18 protein-coding genes are annotated in these 20770 nt (G+C 60.7%); 12 read left to right on the top strand and 6 right to left on the bottom strand.

What is annotated here, in order from left to right; genetic code table 11:
• Positions 1-8: 8 nt before the first annotated feature.
• On the bottom strand, positions 9-875 hold the full coding sequence (gene tsf / locus BM132_RS06695; RefSeq protein ID WP_047227561.1) for a translation elongation factor Ts: 867 nt from the start codon (positions 873-875) through the stop codon (positions 9-11).
• A 191-nt stretch (positions 876-1066) separates the two neighbouring features.
• Positions 1067-1804, bottom strand: coding sequence for a 30S ribosomal protein S2 (gene rpsB, locus BM132_RS06690; RefSeq protein ID WP_003198231.1), 738 nt, complete (start codon positions 1802-1804; stop codon positions 1067-1069).
• 498 nt (positions 1805-2302) lie between these two features.
• Between rpsB and map the strand changes: the two genes are divergently transcribed.
• The 3 genes from map (at position 2303) to dapC (ending at position 7164) form a co-directional block, all read left to right on the top strand.
• Positions 2303-3085, top strand: a complete 783-nt coding sequence (gene map / locus BM132_RS06685; protein WP_047227560.1) for a type I methionyl aminopeptidase — start codon at positions 2303-2305, stop codon at positions 3083-3085.
• Between the two features lie 42 nt (positions 3086-3127).
• Complete coding sequence (locus BM132_RS06680) at positions 3128-5830, top strand: [protein-PII] uridylyltransferase (RefSeq protein ID WP_092454148.1); 2703 nt, start codon at positions 3128-3130, stop codon at positions 5828-5830.
• Between the two features lie 134 nt (positions 5831-5964).
• Positions 5965-7164 carry a succinyldiaminopimelate transaminase gene (dapC, locus tag BM132_RS06675; RefSeq protein ID WP_092454146.1) on the top strand — a complete coding sequence of 400 codons (1200 nt, stop codon included), beginning with the start codon at positions 5965-5967 and terminating at the stop codon, positions 7162-7164.
• 320 nt (positions 7165-7484) lie between these two features.
• Here the strand turns inward: dapC and BM132_RS06670 are convergent, their stop codons facing one another.
• Positions 7485-7844, bottom strand: a complete 360-nt coding sequence (locus BM132_RS06670) for a DUF6124 family protein (RefSeq protein ID WP_092454143.1) — start codon at positions 7842-7844, stop codon at positions 7485-7487.
• Between the two features lie 483 nt (positions 7845-8327).
• On the opposite strand from BM132_RS06670, the gene BM132_RS06665 reads away from it, so the two are divergent.
• On the top strand, positions 8328-8723 hold the full coding sequence (locus BM132_RS06665) for a type II toxin-antitoxin system PemK/MazF family toxin (RefSeq protein WP_058543422.1): 396 nt from the start codon (positions 8328-8330) through the stop codon (positions 8721-8723).
• 9 nt (positions 8724-8732) lie between these two features.
• Here BM132_RS06665 and BM132_RS06660 read toward each other — a convergent pair whose 3' ends face one another.
• Positions 8733-10379, bottom strand: a complete 1647-nt coding sequence (locus BM132_RS06660; RefSeq protein WP_092454141.1) for a Na+/H+ antiporter — start codon at positions 10377-10379, stop codon at positions 8733-8735.
• Between the two features lie 274 nt (positions 10380-10653).
• Here BM132_RS06660 and BM132_RS06655 point away from each other — a divergent pair, with 274 nt between their 5' ends.
• From BM132_RS06655 to BM132_RS06640, 4 genes are all read left to right on the top strand, one after another.
• Positions 10654-11016, top strand: coding sequence for an ArsC family reductase (locus BM132_RS06655; RefSeq protein ID WP_256244164.1), 363 nt, complete (start codon positions 10654-10656; stop codon positions 11014-11016).
• Positions 11017-11048: 32 nt separating this feature from the next.
• Entirely contained in the window at positions 11049-12083 is a 1035-nt protein-coding gene (dapD, locus tag BM132_RS06650) for a 2,3,4,5-tetrahydropyridine-2,6-dicarboxylate N-succinyltransferase (RefSeq protein WP_092401234.1), read from the top strand.
• A gap of 173 nt (positions 12084-12256) precedes the next feature.
• Positions 12257-13462 carry an aminotransferase class V-fold PLP-dependent enzyme gene (locus BM132_RS06645; RefSeq protein ID WP_092454139.1) on the top strand — a complete coding sequence of 402 codons (1206 nt, stop codon included), beginning with the start codon at positions 12257-12259 and terminating at the stop codon, positions 13460-13462.
• A complete protein-coding gene (locus tag BM132_RS06640; protein WP_092454137.1) occupies positions 13459-13863 on the top strand; it encodes a SufE family protein in 405 nt (134 codons plus the stop codon). The genes BM132_RS06645 and BM132_RS06640 overlap by 4 nt, the downstream gene beginning before the upstream one ends.
• 116 nt (positions 13864-13979) lie before the next feature.
• Here BM132_RS06640 and tcdA read toward each other — a convergent pair whose 3' ends face one another.
• Positions 13980-14792, bottom strand: coding sequence for a tRNA cyclic N6-threonylcarbamoyladenosine(37) synthase TcdA (gene tcdA / locus BM132_RS06635; protein ID WP_003198205.1), 813 nt, complete (start codon positions 14790-14792; stop codon positions 13980-13982).
• Positions 14793-15184: 392 nt separating this feature from the next.
• Here tcdA and dapE point away from each other — a divergent pair, with 392 nt between their 5' ends.
• The 3 genes from dapE (at position 15185) to BM132_RS06620 (ending at position 17606) form a co-directional block, all read left to right on the top strand.
• Positions 15185-16336, top strand: a complete 1152-nt coding sequence (gene dapE / locus BM132_RS06630) for a succinyl-diaminopimelate desuccinylase (RefSeq protein WP_092454135.1) — start codon at positions 15185-15187, stop codon at positions 16334-16336.
• Positions 16336-17145, top strand: a complete 810-nt coding sequence (locus BM132_RS06625) for a putative RNA methyltransferase (protein WP_092454133.1) — start codon at positions 16336-16338, stop codon at positions 17143-17145. The genes dapE and BM132_RS06625 overlap by 1 nt, the downstream gene beginning before the upstream one ends.
• An 83-nt stretch (positions 17146-17228) precedes the next feature.
• Positions 17229-17606, top strand: a complete 378-nt coding sequence (locus BM132_RS06620; RefSeq protein ID WP_063322778.1) for a hypothetical protein — start codon at positions 17229-17231, stop codon at positions 17604-17606.
• Between the two features lie 182 nt (positions 17607-17788).
• Here the strand turns inward: BM132_RS06620 and BM132_RS06615 are convergent, their stop codons facing one another.
• Positions 17789-17998, bottom strand: a complete 210-nt coding sequence (locus BM132_RS06615) for a cold-shock protein (protein WP_003184959.1) — start codon at positions 17996-17998, stop codon at positions 17789-17791.
• Between the two features lie 238 nt (positions 17999-18236).
• Here BM132_RS06615 and plsB point away from each other — a divergent pair, with 238 nt between their 5' ends.
• Complete coding sequence (gene plsB / locus BM132_RS06610) at positions 18237-20738, top strand: glycerol-3-phosphate 1-O-acyltransferase PlsB (RefSeq protein ID WP_092454131.1); 2502 nt, start codon at positions 18237-18239, stop codon at positions 20736-20738.
• Positions 20739-20770: the final 32 nt, after the last annotated feature.

Here is a 20770-nt window from a genome sequence, read left to right as displayed (position 1 = left end):
AAACCGTCTTATTGCTTGGAAGCAGCCGCTACCTGAGCAGCAACTTCGTCAGCGAAGTTGTCGACTGGCTTCTCGATGCCTTCACCGACCGCAAAGCGAGTGAAGGAAACGATTTCAGCGCCGCCTTTCTTGGCCAGGGCACCCACGGTGATTTCCGGGTCCTTGACGAAAGCTTGCTCGACCAGGCTGGCTTCAGCCAGGAACTTGCTGATGCGGCCGCCGATCATTTTTTCAACGATTTCAGCTGGCTTGCCTTTCATCTTGTCTTCGTTGAGGCTCATGAACACGGCTTTTTCGCGTTCGATGGCTTCAGCGGAAACTTGCGATGGCAGCAGGAACTCAGGGTTGCTGGCCGCTACGTGCATGGCGATGTCCTTGGCCAGTTCAACAGAACCGCCCTTGAGGACAACTGCAACACCGATCTTGTTGCCGTGCAGGTAAGTACCGACCACGTCACCTTCAACGCGAGCCAGACGACGGATGTTGACGTTCTCGCCGGTCTTGCCGACCAGAACCAGACGATCAGCTTCACGCGCTTCGATCAGCGGAGCGACATCAGTCAGCTTGTCAGCAAAGGCTTTTTCGACGCTGGCAGCGACGAATGCCTTGAAGTCATCCTGCAGAGCCAGGAAGTCGGTCTGGGAGTTGACTTCCAGCAGAACGGCGACCTTGCCGTCGTCCTTGATGGCGATGGCGCCTTCAGCGGCGACGTTGCCAGCTTTCTTGGCAGCCTTGATGGCGCCCGAAGCACGCATGTCATCAATGGCTTTCTCGATGTCGCCGCCAGCCTTGGTCAAGGCCTTCTTGCAGTCCATCATGCCTTCGCCGGTACGCTCGCGCAGTTCTTTGACCAACGCTGCAGTAATCTCTGCCATTTCAAAATCCTCTTGGATAGGTTTTCAACCATTCCACCCGATTGAACGGGCGTGCAATTCTTCCCGAACCACCCTTGTTAGCCGCTGCACGTTACAGATGCTGTAGCTGCGCTGCTTACAAATGGTTTTCGAGGTGGCAAAAAGGGGGCCAAGCCCCCTTTTTGCTTACTGAGTCAACGCCAGGGCGTCAATTACTCAGCGGCTGCTGCCGGAGCTTCTTCAGCGAAGACTTCGGTGCCGCCATTAACATTGTTGCGACCACGGATAACAGCGTCAGCCATCGAACCCATGTACAGCTGGATGGCGCGAATGGCGTCATCGTTGCCTGGGATGATGTAGTCAACGCCTTCCGGGCTGCTGTTGGTATCGACAACGCCGATGACCGGGATACCCAGCTTGTTGGCTTCGGTGATCGCGATGCGCTCGTGGTCAACGTCGATCACGAACAGTGCGTCAGGCAGACCGCCCATGTCCTTGATACCGCCCAGGGAGCGGTCCAGCTTCTCAAGATCGCGAGTGCGCATCAGCGCTTCTTTCTTGGTCAGCTTGGCGAAAGTACCGTCTTCGGACTGCACTTCAAGGTCACGCAGACGCTTGATGGAAGCGCGAATGGTCTTGAAGTTGGTCAGCATGCCGCCCAACCAGCGGTGATCGACGTACGGCGAACCGCAACGTGCTGCTTCTTCAGCAACGATCTTGCCAGCGGAACGCTTGGTGCCGACGAACAGAATCTTGTTTTTGCCCTGGGCCAGGCGCTCTACGAAGGTCAGCGCTTCGTTGAACATCGGCAGGGTTTTTTCAAGGTTGATGATGTGGATCTTGTTACGCGCGCCGAAAATGTACTTACCCATTTTCGGGTTCCAGTAACGGGTCTGGTGACCGAAGTGCACACCGGCCTTCAGCATATCGCGCATGTTGACTTGGGACATGATAGTTCCTTGATAAGTCGGGTTTGGCCTCCACGTATCCCAATGACCAACCAGCGGCCTATATAAGCCGAAGGCACCCAGGTCATCGTGTCGACACGTGTGTGGATTTAAGCTTGCGGGGTCATCCCCGGAAAGCGGCGCATTTTATACCACAGCAAGGGCGAAAACGGAACACGGATTCTGAAAACCCTGTGGCGAGGGGTCTATCGAAACGTCGCACCGCCCCGCTGGACTTTGTAGGAGCTGGCGAAGCCTGCGATCTTTTGACCTTTTGATCTTCCGCTTGAGACTCAAGTGCCTGGGGAAAGATCGCAGCCTCGCTTCGCTCGACAGCTCCTACGGGCGCGAACCAGCACAGTTCCCCTCACCACAGAGTTCCAGGCTGAAGAGCTCATTGCACTGATCGTCTGTTAGAATTGCGTTTTTCAGGGCCGCCCGGATCATCATCCGCCGCCTATTTCGTTTTGAACAGCGCCGCCGGGCGCAGAGAGAGCCTGTATGACCGTCACCCTCAAGACCCCCGAGGACATCGCAAAAATGCGTGTCGCCGGCAAACTCGCCGCCGACGTGCTGGAAATGATTGCCGAACACGTCAAGCCGGGCGTTACCACCGAAGAGCTGGACCGGATCTGCCACGACTATATTGTCAACGAGCAGAAAGCCATCCCTGCCCCGCTCAACTATAAAGGCTTCCCCAAGTCGATCTGCACCTCGATCAACCACGTGGTCTGCCACGGCATCCCCAACGAAAAGCCGTTGAAGGATGGCGACACCCTGAACATTGACGTTACCGTCATCAAGGACGGTTACCACGGCGACACCAGCCGCATGTTCCATGTCGGCAACGTGCCGGAATGGGCCCAACGCCTGTCGAAAGTCACCCAGGAATGCATGTACATGGCCATCGAACTGGTGAAACCGGGCTGCCGCCTGGGAGACATCGGTGAAGTGATCCAGAAACACGCGCAGAAGAACGGCTTTTCGGTGGTGCGCGAATTCTGCGGCCACGGTATCGGCAAAGTGTTTCATGAAGAACCGCAGATCCTGCACTACGGCCGTGCCGGCACCGGCATGGAGCTGCAAGCGGGCATGACCTTCACCATCGAGCCAATGATCAACCAGGGTCGCGCCGACACCAAGGTACTGGGCGACGGCTGGACCGCCATCACCAAGGACCGCAAGCTGTCGGCCCAGTGGGAACATACCTTGCTGGTGACCGAGACTGGGTACGAGATCTTCACCCTGCGCAGCGATGACACCATCGCTCGCGTTTCCGCCTGATCCACAACCCAGCTATAGATAGAAAGAAAGGAAAGCCATTCGATGCCGCAGGTGGATCCCGAACTCTTCGACCGCGGCCAGTTCCAGGCTGAACTGGCCCTGAAGGCAAGCCCCATATCGGCCTTCAAGAAGGCAATCCGCCAGGCTCACGAAGTGCTCGACCAGCGCTTTCGCAGTGGCCGGGATATTCGCCGGCTGATCGAAGACCGTGCCTGGTTCGTCGATAACATCCTGCAAAAGGCCTGGGAGCAGTTCGACTGGAGCGAAGACGCCGACATCGCCTTGGTGGCGGTGGGTGGCTATGGGCGCGGCGAACTGCATCCCTACTCCGACATCGATTTGCTGATCCTGCTGGACAGCGCCGACCATGAAGTTTTCCGCGATTCCATCGAGCGTTTCCTGACCCTGCTGTGGGACATCGGCCTGGAAGTCGGTCAAAGCGTGCGCTCGGTGCAGGAATGCGCCGACGAGGCCCGCGCCGACCTGACGGTGATCACCAACCTGATGGAAAGCCGCACCATCGCCGGCCCCGAGCGCCTGCGCCAGCGCATGCTCGAGGTCACCAGCACGGCGCACATGTGGCCCAGCAAGGACTTTTTCCTGGCCAAGCACGCCGAGCAGAAGGCCCGCCACCACAAGTACAACGACACCGAATACAACCTGGAACCCAACGTCAAAGGCTCCCCTGGCGGATTGCGGGACATCCAGACGATCCTGTGGGTTGCCCGCCGGCAGTACGGCACGCTGAACCTGCGAGCCCTGGCGGGCGAAGGCTTTCTGGTGGAAAGTGAAAACGCCCTGCTGGCCTCGTCCCAGGAGTTCCTGTGGAAAGTGCGCTACGCCTTGCACATGCTTGCCGGGCGCTCCGAAGACCGCTTGCTGTTCGATCACCAGCGCTCCATCGCGGGCTTGCTGGGCTTCGAGGGCCAGGATGCCAAGCAGTCCATCGAAAACTTCATGCAGCAGTACTACCGGGTGGTGATGAGCATCGCTCAACTCAGCGAGCTGATCATCCAGCACTTCGAGGAAGTCATCCTCGCCCCCGAGGACGAAGAACCGCCTCAGCCGATCAACTCCCGGTTCCAACTGCATGACGGCTACATCGAAGCACGCAACGCCAATGTGTTTCGCCGCACACCTTTTGCCATGCTCGAGATCTTCGTGCTCATGGCCCAGCAGCCGGAAATCAAAGGCGTACGAGCCGACACGATTCGCCTGCTGCGGGAAAACCGTCACCTGATCGATGACGATTTCCGCCACGATATCCGTAACACCAGCCTGTTCATCGAGCTGTTCAAGTGCAGGATCGGGGTGCATCGCAACCTGCGGCGGATGAACCGTTACGGCATTCTGGGGCGCTACCTGCCGGAGTTCGGCTTCATCGTTGGTCAAATGCAGCACGACCTGTTCCACATCTATACGGTCGATGCCCACACACTGAACCTGATCAAGCACCTGCGTAAGTTGCAATACACCCAGGTATCGGAAAAATTCCCGCTGGCCAGCAAGCTCATGGGCAAGCTGCCCAAACCCGAACTGATCTACATGGCCGGGCTGTACCACGACATCGGCAAGGGTCGCCAAGGCGATCACTCCGAGATCGGCGCGGTGGATGCCGAGGCGTTCTGCCAGCGCCATCAATTGCCGCTGTGGGACAGTCGGCTGATCGTCTGGCTGGTGCAGAATCACCTGGTGATGTCGACCACCGCCCAGCGCAAGGACCTGTCCGACCCGCAGGTGATCCACGACTTCGCCCAGACCGTCGGCGATGAAACACGACTGGACTACCTCTATGTGCTGACCGTGGCCGATATCAACGCCACCAACCCGAGCCTGTGGAATTCCTGGCGCGCCAGCCTGTTGCGCCAGCTCTACACCGAGACCAAGCGTGCCTTGCGCCGCGGCCTGGAAAACCCGGTGGACCGCGAAGAGCAGATCCGTCGCACCCAAACTGCCGCCCTGGACATCCTGGTGCGCGGCGGCACCGATCCGGACGACGTCGAGCAGCTCTGGTCGCAGTTGGGCGATGACTATTTCCTGCGCCACACTGCCGGCGACGTCGCCTGGCACAGCGACGCGATTTTGCAGCAACCGGCCGATGGCGGGCCGTTGGTGCTGATCAAGGAAACCACCCAGCGCGAGTTCGAGGGCGGCACGCAGATTTTCATCTACGCCCCGGACCAGCACGACTTCTTCGCCGTAACCGTGGCGGCGATGGACCAGCTCAACCTCAACATTCACGACGCCCGGGTCATTACGTCCAGCAGCCAGTTCACCCTCGACACCTACATTGTGCTCGACACCGATGGCGATTCGATTGGCGACAACCCGGCGCGGGTCAAACAGATCCGCGACGGTCTCACCGAGGCCCTGCGCAACCCGGCCGATTACCCGACCATCATCCAGCGTCGGGTCCCGCGCCAGCTCAAGCATTTTGCGTTTGCGCCCCAGGTGACGATCCACAACGACGCCCAGCGCCAGGTCACGGTGCTGGAACTCAGCGCCCCGGACCGCCCGGGCCTGCTGGCGCGGGTCGGGCATATCTTCCTGGAGTTCGACCTGTCGCTGCAGAACGCCAAGATCGCCACCTTGGGCGAGCGGGTGGAAGACGTGTTCTTCATCACCGACGCGCATAACCAGCCGCTGTCCGATCCGCAGTTGTGCAGCCGCTTGCAGGACGCGATTGTCCGGCAGCTGAGCGTCAACCAGGAACCTGATATCAACCTGACGCGTATCAATATCTGAATAAACAAACTTCCTGTGGGAGCGAGCCTGCTCGCGATAGCGGCGGAACATCCAGCATTGATGTTGCCTGACCCACCGCTATCGCGAGCAGGCTCGCTCCCACAAGGACCGCGCCAAACATTGACGAGGCCCCGATGAACAACGCTCTGAACCAGCTCCAGCCCTACCCGTTCGAAAAGCTCCGCGCCCTGCTGGGCAGCGTCACGCCAAACCCGGACAAGCGGCCAATTGCCCTGTCCATCGGTGAGCCCAAGCACCGCTCGCCGAGCTTTGTAGCCGACGCCCTGGCCAGCAATCTGGAAAAAATGGCCGTGTACCCGACCACCCTCGGTATCCCGGAGTTGCGTGAAGCGATCGCGGGCTGGTGCGAACGTCGCTTCAACGTGCCGAACGGCTGGCTGGACCCGGCGCGCAACGTGCTGCCGGTCAATGGCACCCGTGAAGCGCTGTTTGCCTTCACCCAAACCGTGGTCAACCGTGGCGACGATGCGCTGGTGGTCAGCCCGAATCCGTTCTATCAGATCTATGAAGGCGCCGCGTTCCTGGCCGGGGCCAAGCCGCATTACCTGCCCTGCCTGGACGAAAACGGCTTCAACCCGGACTTCGATGCCGTCTCGCCGGACATCTGGGAACGCTGCCAGATCCTGTTCCTGTGCTCCCCTGGCAACCCGACCGGCGCGCTGATTCCGGTGGACGTCCTGAAGAAACTCATCGCCTTGGCCGACGAGCACGACTTCGTCATCGCCGCGGACGAGTGCTACAGCGAACTGTACTTCGACGAACAGACCCCACCGCCAGGCCTGCTCAGCGCCTGCGTCGAGCTCGGCCGCCAGGATTTCAAGCGCTGCGTGGTGTTCCACAGCCTGTCCAAACGCTCCAACCTGCCAGGCCTGCGCTCCGGTTTCGTCGCCGGCGATGCGGACATCCTCAAGGGCTTCTTGCTGTATCGCACCTACCACGGCTGCGCGATGCCGGTTCAGACCCAACTGGCAAGCATCGCCGCGTGGAACGACGAAGAGCATGTACGGGCCAACCGTGCGCTGTACCGGGAGAAGTTCGACGCGGTGCTGGAGATCCTCAGCCCGGTGCTGGACGTGCAACGTCCTGATGGCAGCTTCTATCTGTGGCCGAATGTGGCCGGCGATGACGCGGCATTCTGCCGGGACCTGTTCGAACAGGAACACGTCACCGTGGTGCCGGGCTCCTACCTGTCCCGCGATGTGGATGGCGTCAACCCAGGCGCCGGGCGCGTGCGCATGGCCCTGGTCGCGCCGCTGGCCGAGTGCGTGGAAGCGGCGGAGCGGATTCGGGCGTTCATTCAGCGTCGGGGTTGATGGCTGCACCAGAACTTGAGCGAACTGCTGTTGTGGCGAGGGGATTTATCCCCGCTGGGCTGCGAAGCGGCCCCCAAGGCAGTCAACTCAATTTGCCTGACATACCGCATCATCCGGTTTTAGGGCTGCTTCGCAGCCCAGCGGGGATAAATCCCCTCGCCACATAGGGCTCTGTGTTCACTGGGATTATGTGTTGGTCTTTCGATTTATCGCGAGCAGGCTCGCTCCCACAGTGAATTTGTGTTGCTCACAGGACTTGTGATCAACATCAGTCCCTGTGGGAGCAAAGCTTGCTCGCGATGAGGCCGGCACTTATTGCATCAAGTCCGAAGCTCTACCCGATCCAGGCACTTATTCGCCAACAACATCCCCAACTCAATCATCTGGGCCACTCCCAATGCTACATGCCGTCGCGAGCCGTCCTGATCGAAGGCAAGGTCATTGAGCATCGCATTGGCAGACGCCAGGGTTTCGCTGAGATTGGCCAGCAACACTTCGGTGTCGATACCTTCAGCCACAGTGAATAACTGTACTGAGGGCTTGGGTTCTGACTTGCTGTCGTCGGGTTTGAGGTATTGATCCAGCACACGGTCAGCGGCCTCTTGCAGCTTTTCGGGGGCGTAATCGCCATAAGGGAAAGTAGAGGCAGGTTTTGGTGGATTTTGGGGTTCTTTGTTCATCGAATTGCTTGCTCCCTAGAGCTGAAGATGTAAGCCCTGCACTTGGATTGTGCAGAAGCCAGTGCTCCTAGAGGATGTTCGGATTCTCACGTCCGGTCGCTGAATTGGCAGCGACACCCAGAGGCTAGAGCCCTCGCTTCCGACGGACAACCTTAAAAACTTGTCGGAAACTTCGGTGCGTCTGACAGACCGCGGTCTGTCTGATCAGAAAAGAAAAGACATAAAACCTACCGCGAACGCCAAGCCGTTGATTTCGCTTACTTTGTACACCGAAAGATCTCATTCAACCCTGTTACGAAGGTTCAAGCTGGCTTGAATTCGCTATCCCCTGTAGCCATAATCCTCCCCGTCACCAGCGAAAGCTGGCAGGAGTCTGGGTCCCTCTCGAGGTTGACCCAGCGGCGCAGAAAGGGCGAAGCAAGCTCAACTGCGTGTCGATTGAAGCCGCCTTCGGGCGGCTTTGCTTTTTTATGAGGATAAGGGATGCCTCTTTACTACCATCCCAAGCAAGGCGATGTTCTTCTTTGCGACTTCACGCGGGGCTTTGTTGCGCCTGAAATGCTGAAGATCCGCAAGGTGGTGGTGATCTCTCCTACTGCCACACACAGTCGCAAGCTCTGCACTGTGGTGCCGATTTCCTCCACAACTCCACAAACTCAGCAGGACTGGCACCACCTGCTCCGCACTAACCCCCTCCAGTCCGATGGCTACAAAGAGCTGTGGGTGAAGTGCGACATGATTTATACCGTGAGTTTTGAACGTCTGGACAAGCTGCATAGAAAGACTCGATCCAAGGGCCGAGAGTACTTCGTTCCTCGCCTGGGCTCTGAAGACATGCAAGGCGTGATCGCCGGTGTGAAGGCCTACCTCCCGCTCTAACCCCAACCATTATTTACCCAACCCCAAATTCGCCTCCGCCAAATCCAACTCCCCCAGCACCTCACGCAGCACATCATCGCCAATCTGGTGATGACGACTCAGGCGATACAACTCCAGCCGCTGCGCCCGAAAGGCTTTCAAACGCAGCCGGCGCTCCAGCAGGTCCATCTCGAATGCCAACGCCTGGGCTTCGGCGGAGTCGTTGAATACGTCGAGCTGATGACGATACTCAGACATCAACCGCGCCTTGACCTCGGCCGCCAGCGCCGCCTGTGCTGCATCCGGGGTACTGCCCGCCTCGGTCGATTCCTCCACTTCCAGTGCATGGATCGCCGCTTCAGCGGTTTTGCGCCAGGCATCGCGCACTTCGTTGCGGCGCTTGTCGTCGGGGCTCTTCTCGATGCCCCGTAGCAGCAGAGGCAGGGCGATGCAGGCCGCAATCAACGACAGCAGAATGACCCCGGCGGCAATGAAGATCAGCAAGTCTCGTTCGGGAAACACACCCCCCGCGCCCAACAGCAACGGCACCGACATCACGCCCGCCAGCGTCACTGCACCACGTACGCCGCCGAAGGTCAGCAACCAGCAGGAACGCGCAGTCGGCACGAGCGTCAGCTCGCCCTTGCCACGCCAACGGCGCAACCACCCAGACAAACGCCAGATGCTTTGCACCCAGACAAACCGCAGCACCAGCAACACCAGGAAAATCGCCACCACGTCCAGGCAGCGGTAGAACAGCGTCGGCCACAACGTGGCTTCGTGGCTGGTCACCGCCTTGACGATGTCCGGTAATTGCAAGCCCAGCAGCAGGAAGATCAAACCGTTGAAGGCAAACTCCAGCAATGACCAGACACTGCGATTGAGCAGCCGCGTGCCCGTCTGACGCGGCAGCAGATCAAGCCAGCTCTGCATCATCCCGGCCGCCACCGCCGAGAGAATGCCTGATGCACCCAATCGCTCGGCCAGCACATACGCGGCGAAAGGCAACAGCAACATGAACACCACATGGGTCGCCGGGTCGTCCCAGCCCCGGGCGACCATCCAGGCGCGCAAACGCCTCACCAGCCAGCTCAAGGCCACGCCGACCAGCAGACCGCCGATTGCCACCAGCACGAAGGCCAGACTGGCGTTAGCGAGGGAAAACACGCCGGTGATAGCCGCCGCCAAGGCAAATTTGAACGTCACCAGGCCCGAGGCGTCGTTCATCAGCGCTTCGCCTTGGAGCATATGCATCAGGGGCCCGGGCAGCCGATCGCGGGCAATCGCCGACACCGCCACCGCGTCGGTCGGCGACAGCACCGCCGCCAGGGCAAACGCCACCGGCAGCGGGATGCTCGGCAGCAACCAATGAATGAAATAACCGGCGCCCACTACCGTAAACAGCACCAGCCCCACCGCCAACGTCAGGATCGGTCCGCGCAGGCGCCAGAATTCGCGTTTGGGCATGCGCCAGCCGTCGGAGAACAGCAGCGGTGGCAGGAACAAAAACAGAAACAACTCCGGGTTAAGCGTTACATGCAACCCCAGGGATGGCCAGGCCAGCAACGCTCCTGCGCCGATCTGCACCAAGGGCAACGGCAGCGGGACCAACCGTCCGATCAGCCGCGAAACACCCACCAGTGTCAACAGGATCAGCACGGTATAAGCGCTTTGCATAACGAGTTTCCATTTACAGCGACACACATCCGGCAACAGCTTGCCGTTGAAGTGCCATATTAACCGCCTAGCATTAACTTGGCCGTTACACCTATGTCGCAGCAGCTCTTTGGTGAGCAAGCTGTGGGAGCAAAGCTTGCTCGCGATGAAAACACCTCGGTCTGCCAGAAGACCGCGTTATCGTTCATCGCGGGCAAGCCTCGCTCCCACAACTGTCCGGTCATGGCATAATCCTTCACCTTTTATTTCCAGCACCTGCAAAGGGGGCAATTCCTTGACCGATTCAAGCAAAACGTTGCACCTTTTCGGCATCAAAGCCTGTGACACGATGAAAAAGGCGCGCACCTGGCTCGATGAACACGCTGTCAACTATGACTTTCACGATTACAAAACCGTCGGCATTGACCGTGAGCACCTGACCCAATGGTGCAACGAGCATGGCTGGCAAGTGGTGTTGAACCGTGCCGGTACGACCTTTCGCAAACTCGACGACGAACGCAAAGCCGATCTCGACCAGACGAAAGCCATCGAACTGATGCTCGCCCAACCCTCGATGATCAAGCGCCCGGTGCTTGATCTCGGTGACCGAACCCTGATTGGCTTCAAGCCAGATATTTATGCGGCAGAGATCAAGTAAGCCTGCCCAGTCCATTTTGTAGAGGTAATTTCATGTCCAGTACTCTGTTCAGCCTGGCCTTCGGTGTCGGCACGCAAAACCGTCAAGGCACCTGGCTGGAAGTGTTCTACGCCCAACCGTTGCTCAACCCTTCGGCCGAGATCGTCAAGGCCATCGCGCCGATTCTGGGCTATAGCGAAGGCAACCAGGCCATCACCTTCACCACCGCCCAGGCCTCGCAACTGGCTGACGCGCTCAAAGGCGTCGATGCCGCGCAAGCCGCATTGCTGACCCGCCTGGCCGAGAGCCACAAGCCGCTGGTCGCCACCCTGCTGGCTGAAGACGCACAACTGAGCTCCACGCCCGAGGCCTACCTCAAGCTGCATCTGTTGTCCCACCGCCTGGTCAAGCCTCACGGCCTGAACCTGACCGGCATTTTCCCGCTGCTGCCGAACGTGGCCTGGACCAGCCAGGGCGCAATCGACCTGAGCGAACTGGCCGAGCACCAGCTCGAAGCCCGTCTGCGCGGCGAGCTGCTGGAAGTGTTCTCGGTGGACAAGTTCCCGAAAATGACTGACTACGTGGTCCCGGCCGGCGTGCGTATCGCCGATGCCGCGCGGATCCGCCTGGGCGCCTACGTGGGCGAAGGCACCACGGTGATGCACGAAGGTTTCGTCAACTTCAACGCCGGCACCGAAGGCCCGGGCATGATCGAAGGCCGTGTCTCGGCAGGCGTGTTCGTCGGCAAAGGCTCGGACCTGGGCGGCGGTTGCTCGACCATGGGCACCCTGTCGGGCGGCGGCAACATCGTGATCAAGGTGGGCGAAGGCTGCCTGATCGGCGCCAACGCCGGCATCGGTATCCCGCTGGGCGATCGCAACACCGTGGAGTCGGGCCTGTACGTGACCGCCGGCACCAAGGTGGCGCTGCTGGACGAGAACAACCAGTTGGTCAAGGTGGTCAAGGCCCGCGAACTGGCCGGCCAGCCCGATCTGCTGTTCCGCCGCAACTCCGAGACCGGCGCGGTGGAATGCAAAACCCATAAATCGGCCATCGAGCTGAACGAAGCACTGCACGCCCACAACTAAGCTTCACACCACCACTTGTGGGGGCGAGCCCTTGTGGGAGCCGAGCTTGCTCGCGATGAACGATGACGCGGTGTTGCAGTTAAACCGTGTCGCTGCCATCGCGAGCAAGCTCGGCTCCCACAAAAAAGCCCGCTCCCACAAGGTCCGGCGTCACTCCAGCAGGGCCCGAAAGCATGTTGATTCCCTCTCCCTGGCGCGCCGACTTCCCGGCCATCGCCGCCTTGCAACGGCAAGGCCAGACCTACCTGGACAACGCCGCCACCACACAAAAACCCCAGGCCCTGCTGGACGCTCTGGCGCATTACTATGCCAATGGCGCGGCCAACGTGCACCGCGCGCAGCATCTGCCGGGCGCCCATGCGACCCAGGCCTTCGAAGACAGCCGACTCAAAGTGTCGCAATGGCTCAATGCAGGGGATTGCGGGCAAATCGTCTTCACCCATGGCGCCACTTCGGCGCTGAATCTTCTGGCCTATGGGCTGGAACATCTGTTCAATCCGGGCGATGAAATCGTCATCAGCGCCCTGGAACACCACGCCAACCTGCTGCCGTGGCAACAACTGGCCGAGCGTCGTGCGCTGACGCTGGTGGTGTTGCCGCTGGATGCCGACGGGGTGATCGATAGCAACGCCGCCGCCGAACTGATCGGCCCACGTACGCGCCTGCTGGCGGTGAGCCAGTTGTCCAACGTACTGGGCACCTGGCAGCCCTTACCAGCGCTATTGGCCCTGGCCAAGGCCCAGGGCGCGCTGACGGTGATCGATGGCGCCCAGGGCATCGTCCATGGCCGTCACGATGTGCAGGCACTAGGCTGCGACTTTTATGTATTTTCCAGCCACAAGCTCTATGGCCCCGAAGGACTGGGGGTGTTGTTCGGCCGCACCGACGCGCTTCATCAACTGCGTCATTGGCAGTTCGGCGGCGAGATGGTGCAGCAGGCCGACTACCACAGCGCCACGTTCCGTCCTGCGCCACTGGGCTTCGAAGCCGGCACGCCGCCGATCGCCAGTGTGATCGGCCTGGGCGCGACGCTCGACTACCTGTCCGGCCTCGACCCGCAAACCGTCAGCGACCATGAGGCTGCACTGCATGACTACCTGCTCCACGGGCTGCTGGCGCGCAATGGCGTCCGCCTGGTGGGCAAGCCGAGCCTGGCCCTGGTCAGCTTCGTGGTCGATGGCGTGCACAACGCTGACCTGGCCCACTTGCTGACCGAACAAGGCATCGCTGTACGCGCCGGGCATCACTGCGCCATGCCGCTGTTCAAGCATCTGAAACTGTCGGGGGCGATTCGCGTGTCGCTGGCGCTGTACAACGACTCGGCCGATATCGAACGCTTCTTCGAAGCGCTGGACCAGGCCCTGGAGATGCTCCGATGAACCTGCCGGTCGACGCGACCGCAGCGCTGCAAGTTTTTCAGGACGCATCGGGTTGGGAACAGCGCGCCCGGCTGCTGATGCAATGGGGCGAGCGTTTGCCGCCCTTGGGCGACGAGGACAAGTGCGAGACCAACCTCGTCCACGGCTGTGAGAGCCAGGTATGGTTGGTGGGTCGCTTGCACCACGGGCACTGGCAGTTTTGCGCCAGTAGCGATGCCCGGTTGATCCGTGGGTTGGTGGCGTTGCTGCTGGCGCGGGTCAATGGGTTGTCTGCCGTGGAGTTGCGGCAGGTGGATTTACCGGATTGGTTCAACCAGTTGGGATTGTCGCGGCAGCTGTCGCCGTCGCGTAGTAATGGCTTGAATGCGGTGTTGAAACGGATGCTTGAGTTGACTGAATGATCGCCATCGCGAGCAGGCTCGCTCCCACAGGGGATCCGTGTCGTACACAAAACTTGTGTTCCATGAGATCCAATGTGGGAGCGAGCCTGCTCGCGAAGGGGCCGTCAGCCCCACCCTTAAACCTGCGGCTTAACCCGGTCCGCCGGACGCCGAACACCCGCCACAATCTTATCCACAGCCTTGGTCGCCGCGACCATGCCGAACGTCGCCGTGACCATCATCACCGCGCCAAATCCACCAGCGCAGTCGAGTTTGACGCCATCGCCGACGAAACTCTTCTGCAGGCAAATGCTGCCGTCGGGTTTGGGGTAGCGCAGTTGTTCGGTCGAAAACACGCACGGCACGCTGTAATGACGGGTCACCGTGCGGGAAAAACCGTAGTCGCGGCGCAAGGTAGAACGCACTTTCGAGGCCAGCGGATCGTTGAACGTGCGGTTCAGGTCGCAGACCTGGATCAGCGTCGGGTCGATCTGCCCGCCCGCGCCACCGGTGGTGATGATCTGAATCTTGCGGCGCTTGCACCAGGCGATCAGCGCCGCCTTGGCGTTGACGCTGTCGATGCAGTCGATCACGCAGTCAATGTTCGGCGTGATGTATTCGGCCATGGTGTCGCGGGTGACGAAATCCGCCACGGCATGCACCGTGCAGTCGGGGTTGATGCCGCGCAGGCGCTCGGCCATCACCTCGACCTTCGGTTTGCCGACGGTGCTGTCCAGGGCGTGCAGTTGACGGTTGGCATTGCTGACGCAGACATCGTCCAGGTCGAACAGGGAGATCTCACCCACGCCGCACCGGGCGATGGCTTCCGCCGCCCAGGAACCAACGCCGCCCACCCCGACAATCGCCACATGGGCCGCCCGCAGGCGCTCCAGGCCTTCGATGCCATACAAACGGGCGATACCGGCAAACCGTGGATCTTCTGTACTCATGACCATTACCCCAAAAACCGGCGCGCATTATAGGGCTTTGTCGTAACAATTTAAGCAAAACCTCTGTGGGAGCGAGCCTGCTCGCGATGGCTTCAGTTCAGTCAATATCAATGTCGACCAATCCACCGCATCGCGAGCAGGCTCGCTCCCACAGGTTTTGTGTTCCAACCGACCAGCACCAGGGGCCATTGGCGGTCCTTTTGCTATAAGATAACCGCCATTTTGTAAGCCTTGGCCAAATACAACCCAATGGCTGACCTCAGGACCTGTGGGAGCGGGCTTGCTCGCGAAAGCGAGGTGTCAGGCAATACCTTCGCTACTGACACACCGCCTTCGCGAGCAAGCCCGCTCCCACAGGTCCGCGCCTTTATTCCATGCTTTCGGAGTTCTCCATGACGGCCCACGCCGACCTCTCGCCGACCCTGCAACTCGCCTGCGACCTGATCCGCCGTCCGTCCGTGACGCCGGTGGATGCCGATTGCCAGAAACTGATGATGCAGCGCCTGGGCAGCGCGGGCTTTACGCTCGAACCGATGCGCATCGAGGATGTGGATAACTTCTGGGCCAGCCATGGCAAGCATGACGGCCCGGTGCTGTGTTTCGCCGGGCACACCGACGTGGTGCCGACCGGTCCGGTACAAGCCTGGCAGCTCGACCCGTTCGATGCGGTCATCGATGAACACGGCATGCTCTGTGGCCGGGGCGCGGCAGACATGAAAGGCAGCCTGGCGGCGATGGTGGTGGCAGCGGAGCGGTTTGTCGCCGACTACCCGGACCACAAAGGCTCGATCGCCTTTCTGATCACCAGCGACGAAGAAGGCCCGGCCCACCATGGCACCAAGGCCGTGGTCGAGCGCCTCAAGGCCCGCCAGGAGCGCCTGGACTGGTGCATCGTCGGCGAGCCGTCGAGCACCACCCTGGTGGGTGACGTGGTCAAGAACGGCCGCCGTGGCTCCCTCGGCGCCAAACTGACGGTGCGTGGCAAGCAAGGCCACGTGGCCTATCCGCACCTGGCGAAAAACCCCATCCACCTGGCCGCTCCAGCGCTGGCAGAGTTGGCCGCCGAGCATTGGGACCATGGCAACGACTTCTTCCCGCCCACCAGTTTCCAGATTTCCAACCTCAACTCCGGCACTGGCGCAACCAACGTGATCCCCGGCGACCTGGTGGCGGTGTTCAACTTCCGCTTCTCTACCGAGTCCACCGTCGAAGGCTTGCAAAAACGCGTCGCCGATATCCTCGACAAGCATCAACTCGACTGGCACATCGATTGGGCGTTGTCGGGTCTGCCGTTCCTCACCGAACCGGGCGCGCTGCTGGACGCCGTATCGTCGAGCATCAAGGACGTCACCGGCCGCGAAACAAAAGCCTCCACCAGCGGTGGCACCTCCGATGGTCGTTTCATCGCCACCATGGGCACCCAAGTGGTGGAACTGGGGCCGGTCAACGCGACCATTCACCAGGTCAACGAACGCGTGCTGGCGGCTGACCTCGACGTGCTGACCGAGATCTACTACAAGACGCTGATCAAGTTGCTCGCCTGATGCTCGCCTGTCCGATCTGCAGTGAACCGCTGAACGCCGTGGACAACGGCGTGGTGTGCCCGGCCGGCCATCGCTTCGACCGCGCGCGGCAGGGTTACCTGAACCTGCTGCCGGTGCAGCACAAGAACAGCCGTGATCCCGGCGATAATCAGGCGATGGTCGAAGCCCGCCGCGACTTCCTCAACGCTGGGCATTACGCCCCTGTCGCCCGGCGTCTGGCCGAACTGGCGGCCGAGCGCGCGCCCAGTCGCTGGCTGGACATCGGCTGTGGCGAGGGCTACTACACCGCACAGATTGCCGACGCCTTGCCGGATGCCGATGGCTACGCCCTGGACATCTCCCGGGAAGCGGTCAAACGCGCCTGCAAACGCGATCCCCGGCTGACTTGGTTGATCGCCAGCATGGCCCGCATACCGCTGGCGGACGGCTGCTGCCAGTTCCTGGCCAGTGTGTTCAGCCCGCTGGACTGGCAAGAAGCCAAACGCCTGCTCAGCCCCGGTGGCGGCTTGATGAAGGTGGGCCCGACCAGCGGCCACCTGATGGAGTTGCGCGAACGGCTGTACGACGAAGTGCGCCAGTACACGGACGACAAACACCTGGCCCTGGTGCCGACGGGCATGGTGCTCGATCACAGCGAAACCCTCGAATTCAAGCTCATGCTCACAAGTGCCCAGGACCGCGCCAACCTGTTGGCGATGACGCCCCACGGCTGGCGCGCCAGTGCCGAACGCCGCGCCAGCGTGATCGAGCAGGACGAGCCGTTCGAGGTCACGGTGTCGATGCGCTACGATTATTTCGTTCTTCAGTAACCTTTTGATTCCCGGCCTCGGGCAACCGCCAGAGGCCAGTTAAATCCGCGAATGGATTTTTCAAGACCGCAGTGAGGACATCCATGCGCCAACCCGATATCGAGATTTACCTCAAAGACGCCGACGTCGATCACAAGGCCATTGCCGCCTGGCTCGGCCAGGCCCTGGGCCCGTGCAGCGATTGGGTCCAGAAAGGCCAGACCTACAAGTGCAAGGCCGGCAACATCCCGGTGACCTGGCTGCCCAAGGCCGTGGGCAAATGGAACAGCCTGTACCTGGAAAGCGATCAGACGCCGTGGGAAGACGACATCGCCTGCGCCCGTGCAGCCTTTGCCGCGCTGAACGTCGAAGTGCGCTGCGCGCCCGGCTCGTGGGTGGAAGAAGAAGGTGAAGAGTCGGCGGACCGCTGGATTCGCATCAGCGTTGATGGGGAAGAAGAGATTACCTGGAAGACGGCGTGACTATCTGAGGGCCTGCCACCATTGCGATGCCCGCCGCAGATAAAAATGTAAAAGCAGACCCCATGTGGGAGCGAGCCTGCTCGCGATAGCGGTGTGGCAGTCAATGATGTATTTGCCTGATACACCGCTATCGCGAGCAGGCTCGCTCCCACAATGGGTTTTGTATAGCCCCTGAACGCGGGTTACAACCCCACCACATCCTCAGCCTGCAAGCCCTTCTGCCCTTCCACCACCGCGTACTCGACCTGCTGGCCTTCCGTCAGGGAACGGTGCCCCTCACCGCGGATCGCGCGGTAATGCACGAATACATCCGCCCCGCCTTCACGCTGGATGAAGCCATAGCCTTTGGCGTCGTTGAACCACTTCACATTGCCGGTTTCGCGTGCTGCCATGATTGCTCACTCCCATTTCTTATTTTTAAGTCGGCCTTTCCCATTAACGGCAAAGGGCAAAGCCGTACGATCTTTCGCCGTCCAGCCGTCCACGAGGAAGGCAGAGGCAGTCAGCCGCCCGAGTATATGACAGACGCAAAAACTCTCAACTGACTTTACTTCGGCGCTTTTTTGCCGATTTTCGGCGAATCCGGCACACTAGCCGCCGCTTTATCTTATCCACTCATGCAGAAGCCGTATGACCCGTTCCCCGTTCCGCCGTCTTGTGTTTGGCACCCTGCGCCGACTGTTGTACCTCTGGGTTCGCTCCGAGACGATCAACCAGTCGTCCTTCACCCTCAACCTCGACCGCAGTCGTCCGGTGTTCTACGTCCTGCAAAACCCTTCGCTCACTGACCTGGCAGTGCTCGACACCGAGTGCACCAAGGCTGGCCTGCCCCGTCCGGTACTGCCGGTGTCCGTGGGCAACCTGTTGGAACCGGCGGCGTTTTTCTACCTGACCCCGGCGCCGGACTGGCTCGGCCGGCAGGACAAACGTGGCGCGCCGCCGACCCTGACGCGACTGGTCAATGCCCTGACCCACAACGCCGCCGAAGATGCGCAGATCATCCCGGTCAGCGTGTTCTGGGGGCAGTCGCCCGACAGCGAGTCCAGCCCATGGAAGCTGTTGTTCGCCGACAGCTGGGCCGTCACTGGCCGCCTGCGGCGCTTGCTGAGCATCATGATCCTGGGACGCAAGACCCGCGTGCAGTTTTCTGCGCCGATCCATTTGCGCGAACTGATCGAGCACGACAAGGGCCACGAACGCACCGTGCGCATGACCCAGCGGATCCTGCGGGTACATTTTCGCAACTTGAAAGCGGCGGTCATTGGCCCCGACATTTCCCACCGACGCAACCTGGTCAAGGGGCTGCTGAACCAGCCGCTGGTCAAACAGGCGATTGCCGACGAGGCCGAGCGGGAAAAAATCACCCCGGAAAAAGCCAAGGCCCAGGCCCTGCGCTACGGCAACGAAATCGCCTCGGACTACACCTACACCGCGATCCGTTTCCTGGAAGTGGTGCTGAGCTGGTTCTGGAACAAGATCTACGACGGCATCAAGGTCAACCACATCGAAGGCGTGCAGAAGGTCGCCCAGGGCCACGAAGTCATCTACGTGCCGTGCCACCGCAGTCATATCGACTACCTGCTGCTGTCGTACCTGCTGTTTCGCAACGGCCTGACCCCTCCGCACATCGCCGCCGGCATCAACCTCAACATGCCGGTGATCGGCGGCCTGCTGCGTCGGGGCGGGGCGTTTTTCATGCGCCGCACCTTCAAGGGCAACCCGCTCTACACCGCGGTATTCAACGAGTACCTGCACACGCTGTTCACCAAAGGCTTCCCGGTGGAGTATTTCGTCGAGGGCGGTCGCTCGCGCACCGGGCGCATGCTGCAACCCAAGACCGGCATGCTCGCCATCACCTTGCGCAGCTTCCTGCGCTCATCGCGCATGCCCATCGTGTTCGTGCCGGTCTACATCGGCTATGAGCGTGTCCTGGAAGGCCGCACCTACCTGGGCGAGCTGCGCGGGGCCAGCAAGAAGAAAGAATCGATCTTCGACATCTTCAAGGTCATCGGCGCCCTCAAGCAACGCTTCGGCCAAGTAGCGGTGAACTTCGGTGAGCCGATCAAACTGGCGGAGTTTCTCGACGGCGAACAGCCGGGTTGGCGCCAACAAGAGATGGGCCCGCAGTTCAAGCCGGCCTGGCTCAACGCAACCACCCACCGCCTCGGCGAGCGGGTGGCCCGACACCTGAACGAAGCGGCGGCCATCAACCCGGTCAACCTGGTGGCCCTGGCGCTGCTGTCCACCAGCCGCCTGGCCCTGGACGACCGTGCCATGGCCCGGGTGCTGGACCTGTACCTGGCGTTGCTGCGCAAAGTGCCGTACTCGCCCCACACCACCTTGCCCGAGGGCGATGGGCGTGCGCTGATCGAGCACGTCAAAGGCATGCACTTGCTGTCAGAACAGAGCGATGCCCTGGGCAAGATTCTGTATCTGGACGAGCAGAATGCCGTCCTGATGACCTACTACCGCAACAACGTGCTGCACATCTTCGCCCTGCCGGCGTTGCTGGCGAGTTTCTTCCAGAGCACCTCGCGCATGAGCCGCGAACAGCTCCTGCGCTACACCCGCGCCTTGTACCCCTACCTGCAATCGGAGCTGTTCATTCGCTGGTCACTGGAAGAACTGGACGCCGTGGTCGACCAATGGCTCGACGCGTTCGTCGAACAGGGCCTGCTGCGTTTCGAAAAAGACCTGTACTTGCGTCCGGCCCCAAGTTCGCGGCATTTCGTGCTGCTGACCCTGTTGTCCAAGAGCATCGCGCAGACCTTGCAGCGCTTCTACATGACCGTCTCCCTGCTGCTCAACAGCGGCCAGAACAGCATCAGCGCCGAAGAACTGGAAGACCTCTGCACGGTCATGGCCCAGCGTCTGTCGATCCTGCACGGTCTGAACGCACCGGAATTCTTCGACAAGAGTCTGTTCCGGCATTTCATCCAGACCATGCTGGACCTGGACGTACTGCGCCGGGACGAAGCGGGCAAGCTAAGCTATCACGAGCTGCTGGGTGAACTGGCCGAAGGTGCGGCCAAGCGCGTCCTGCCGGCGGAGATCCGTTTGTCGATCCGTCAGGTGGCGTTGCATCGCAGTGAAGATGCGGCAGATCAGGTCACCCCGGTGACTGCGGACTGACCCCACAGGCGCCAGGTTTTCTCTGGCGCCCT

This window comes from Pseudomonas sp. NFACC45 (assembly GCF_900113505.1).
Lineage (GTDB): Bacteria > Pseudomonadota > Gammaproteobacteria > Pseudomonadales > Pseudomonadaceae > Aquipseudomonas > Aquipseudomonas tehranensis.
The sequence above is the reverse complement of the archived record's forward strand: the minus strand, read 5'-3'. Positions and strand labels throughout refer to the sequence as shown.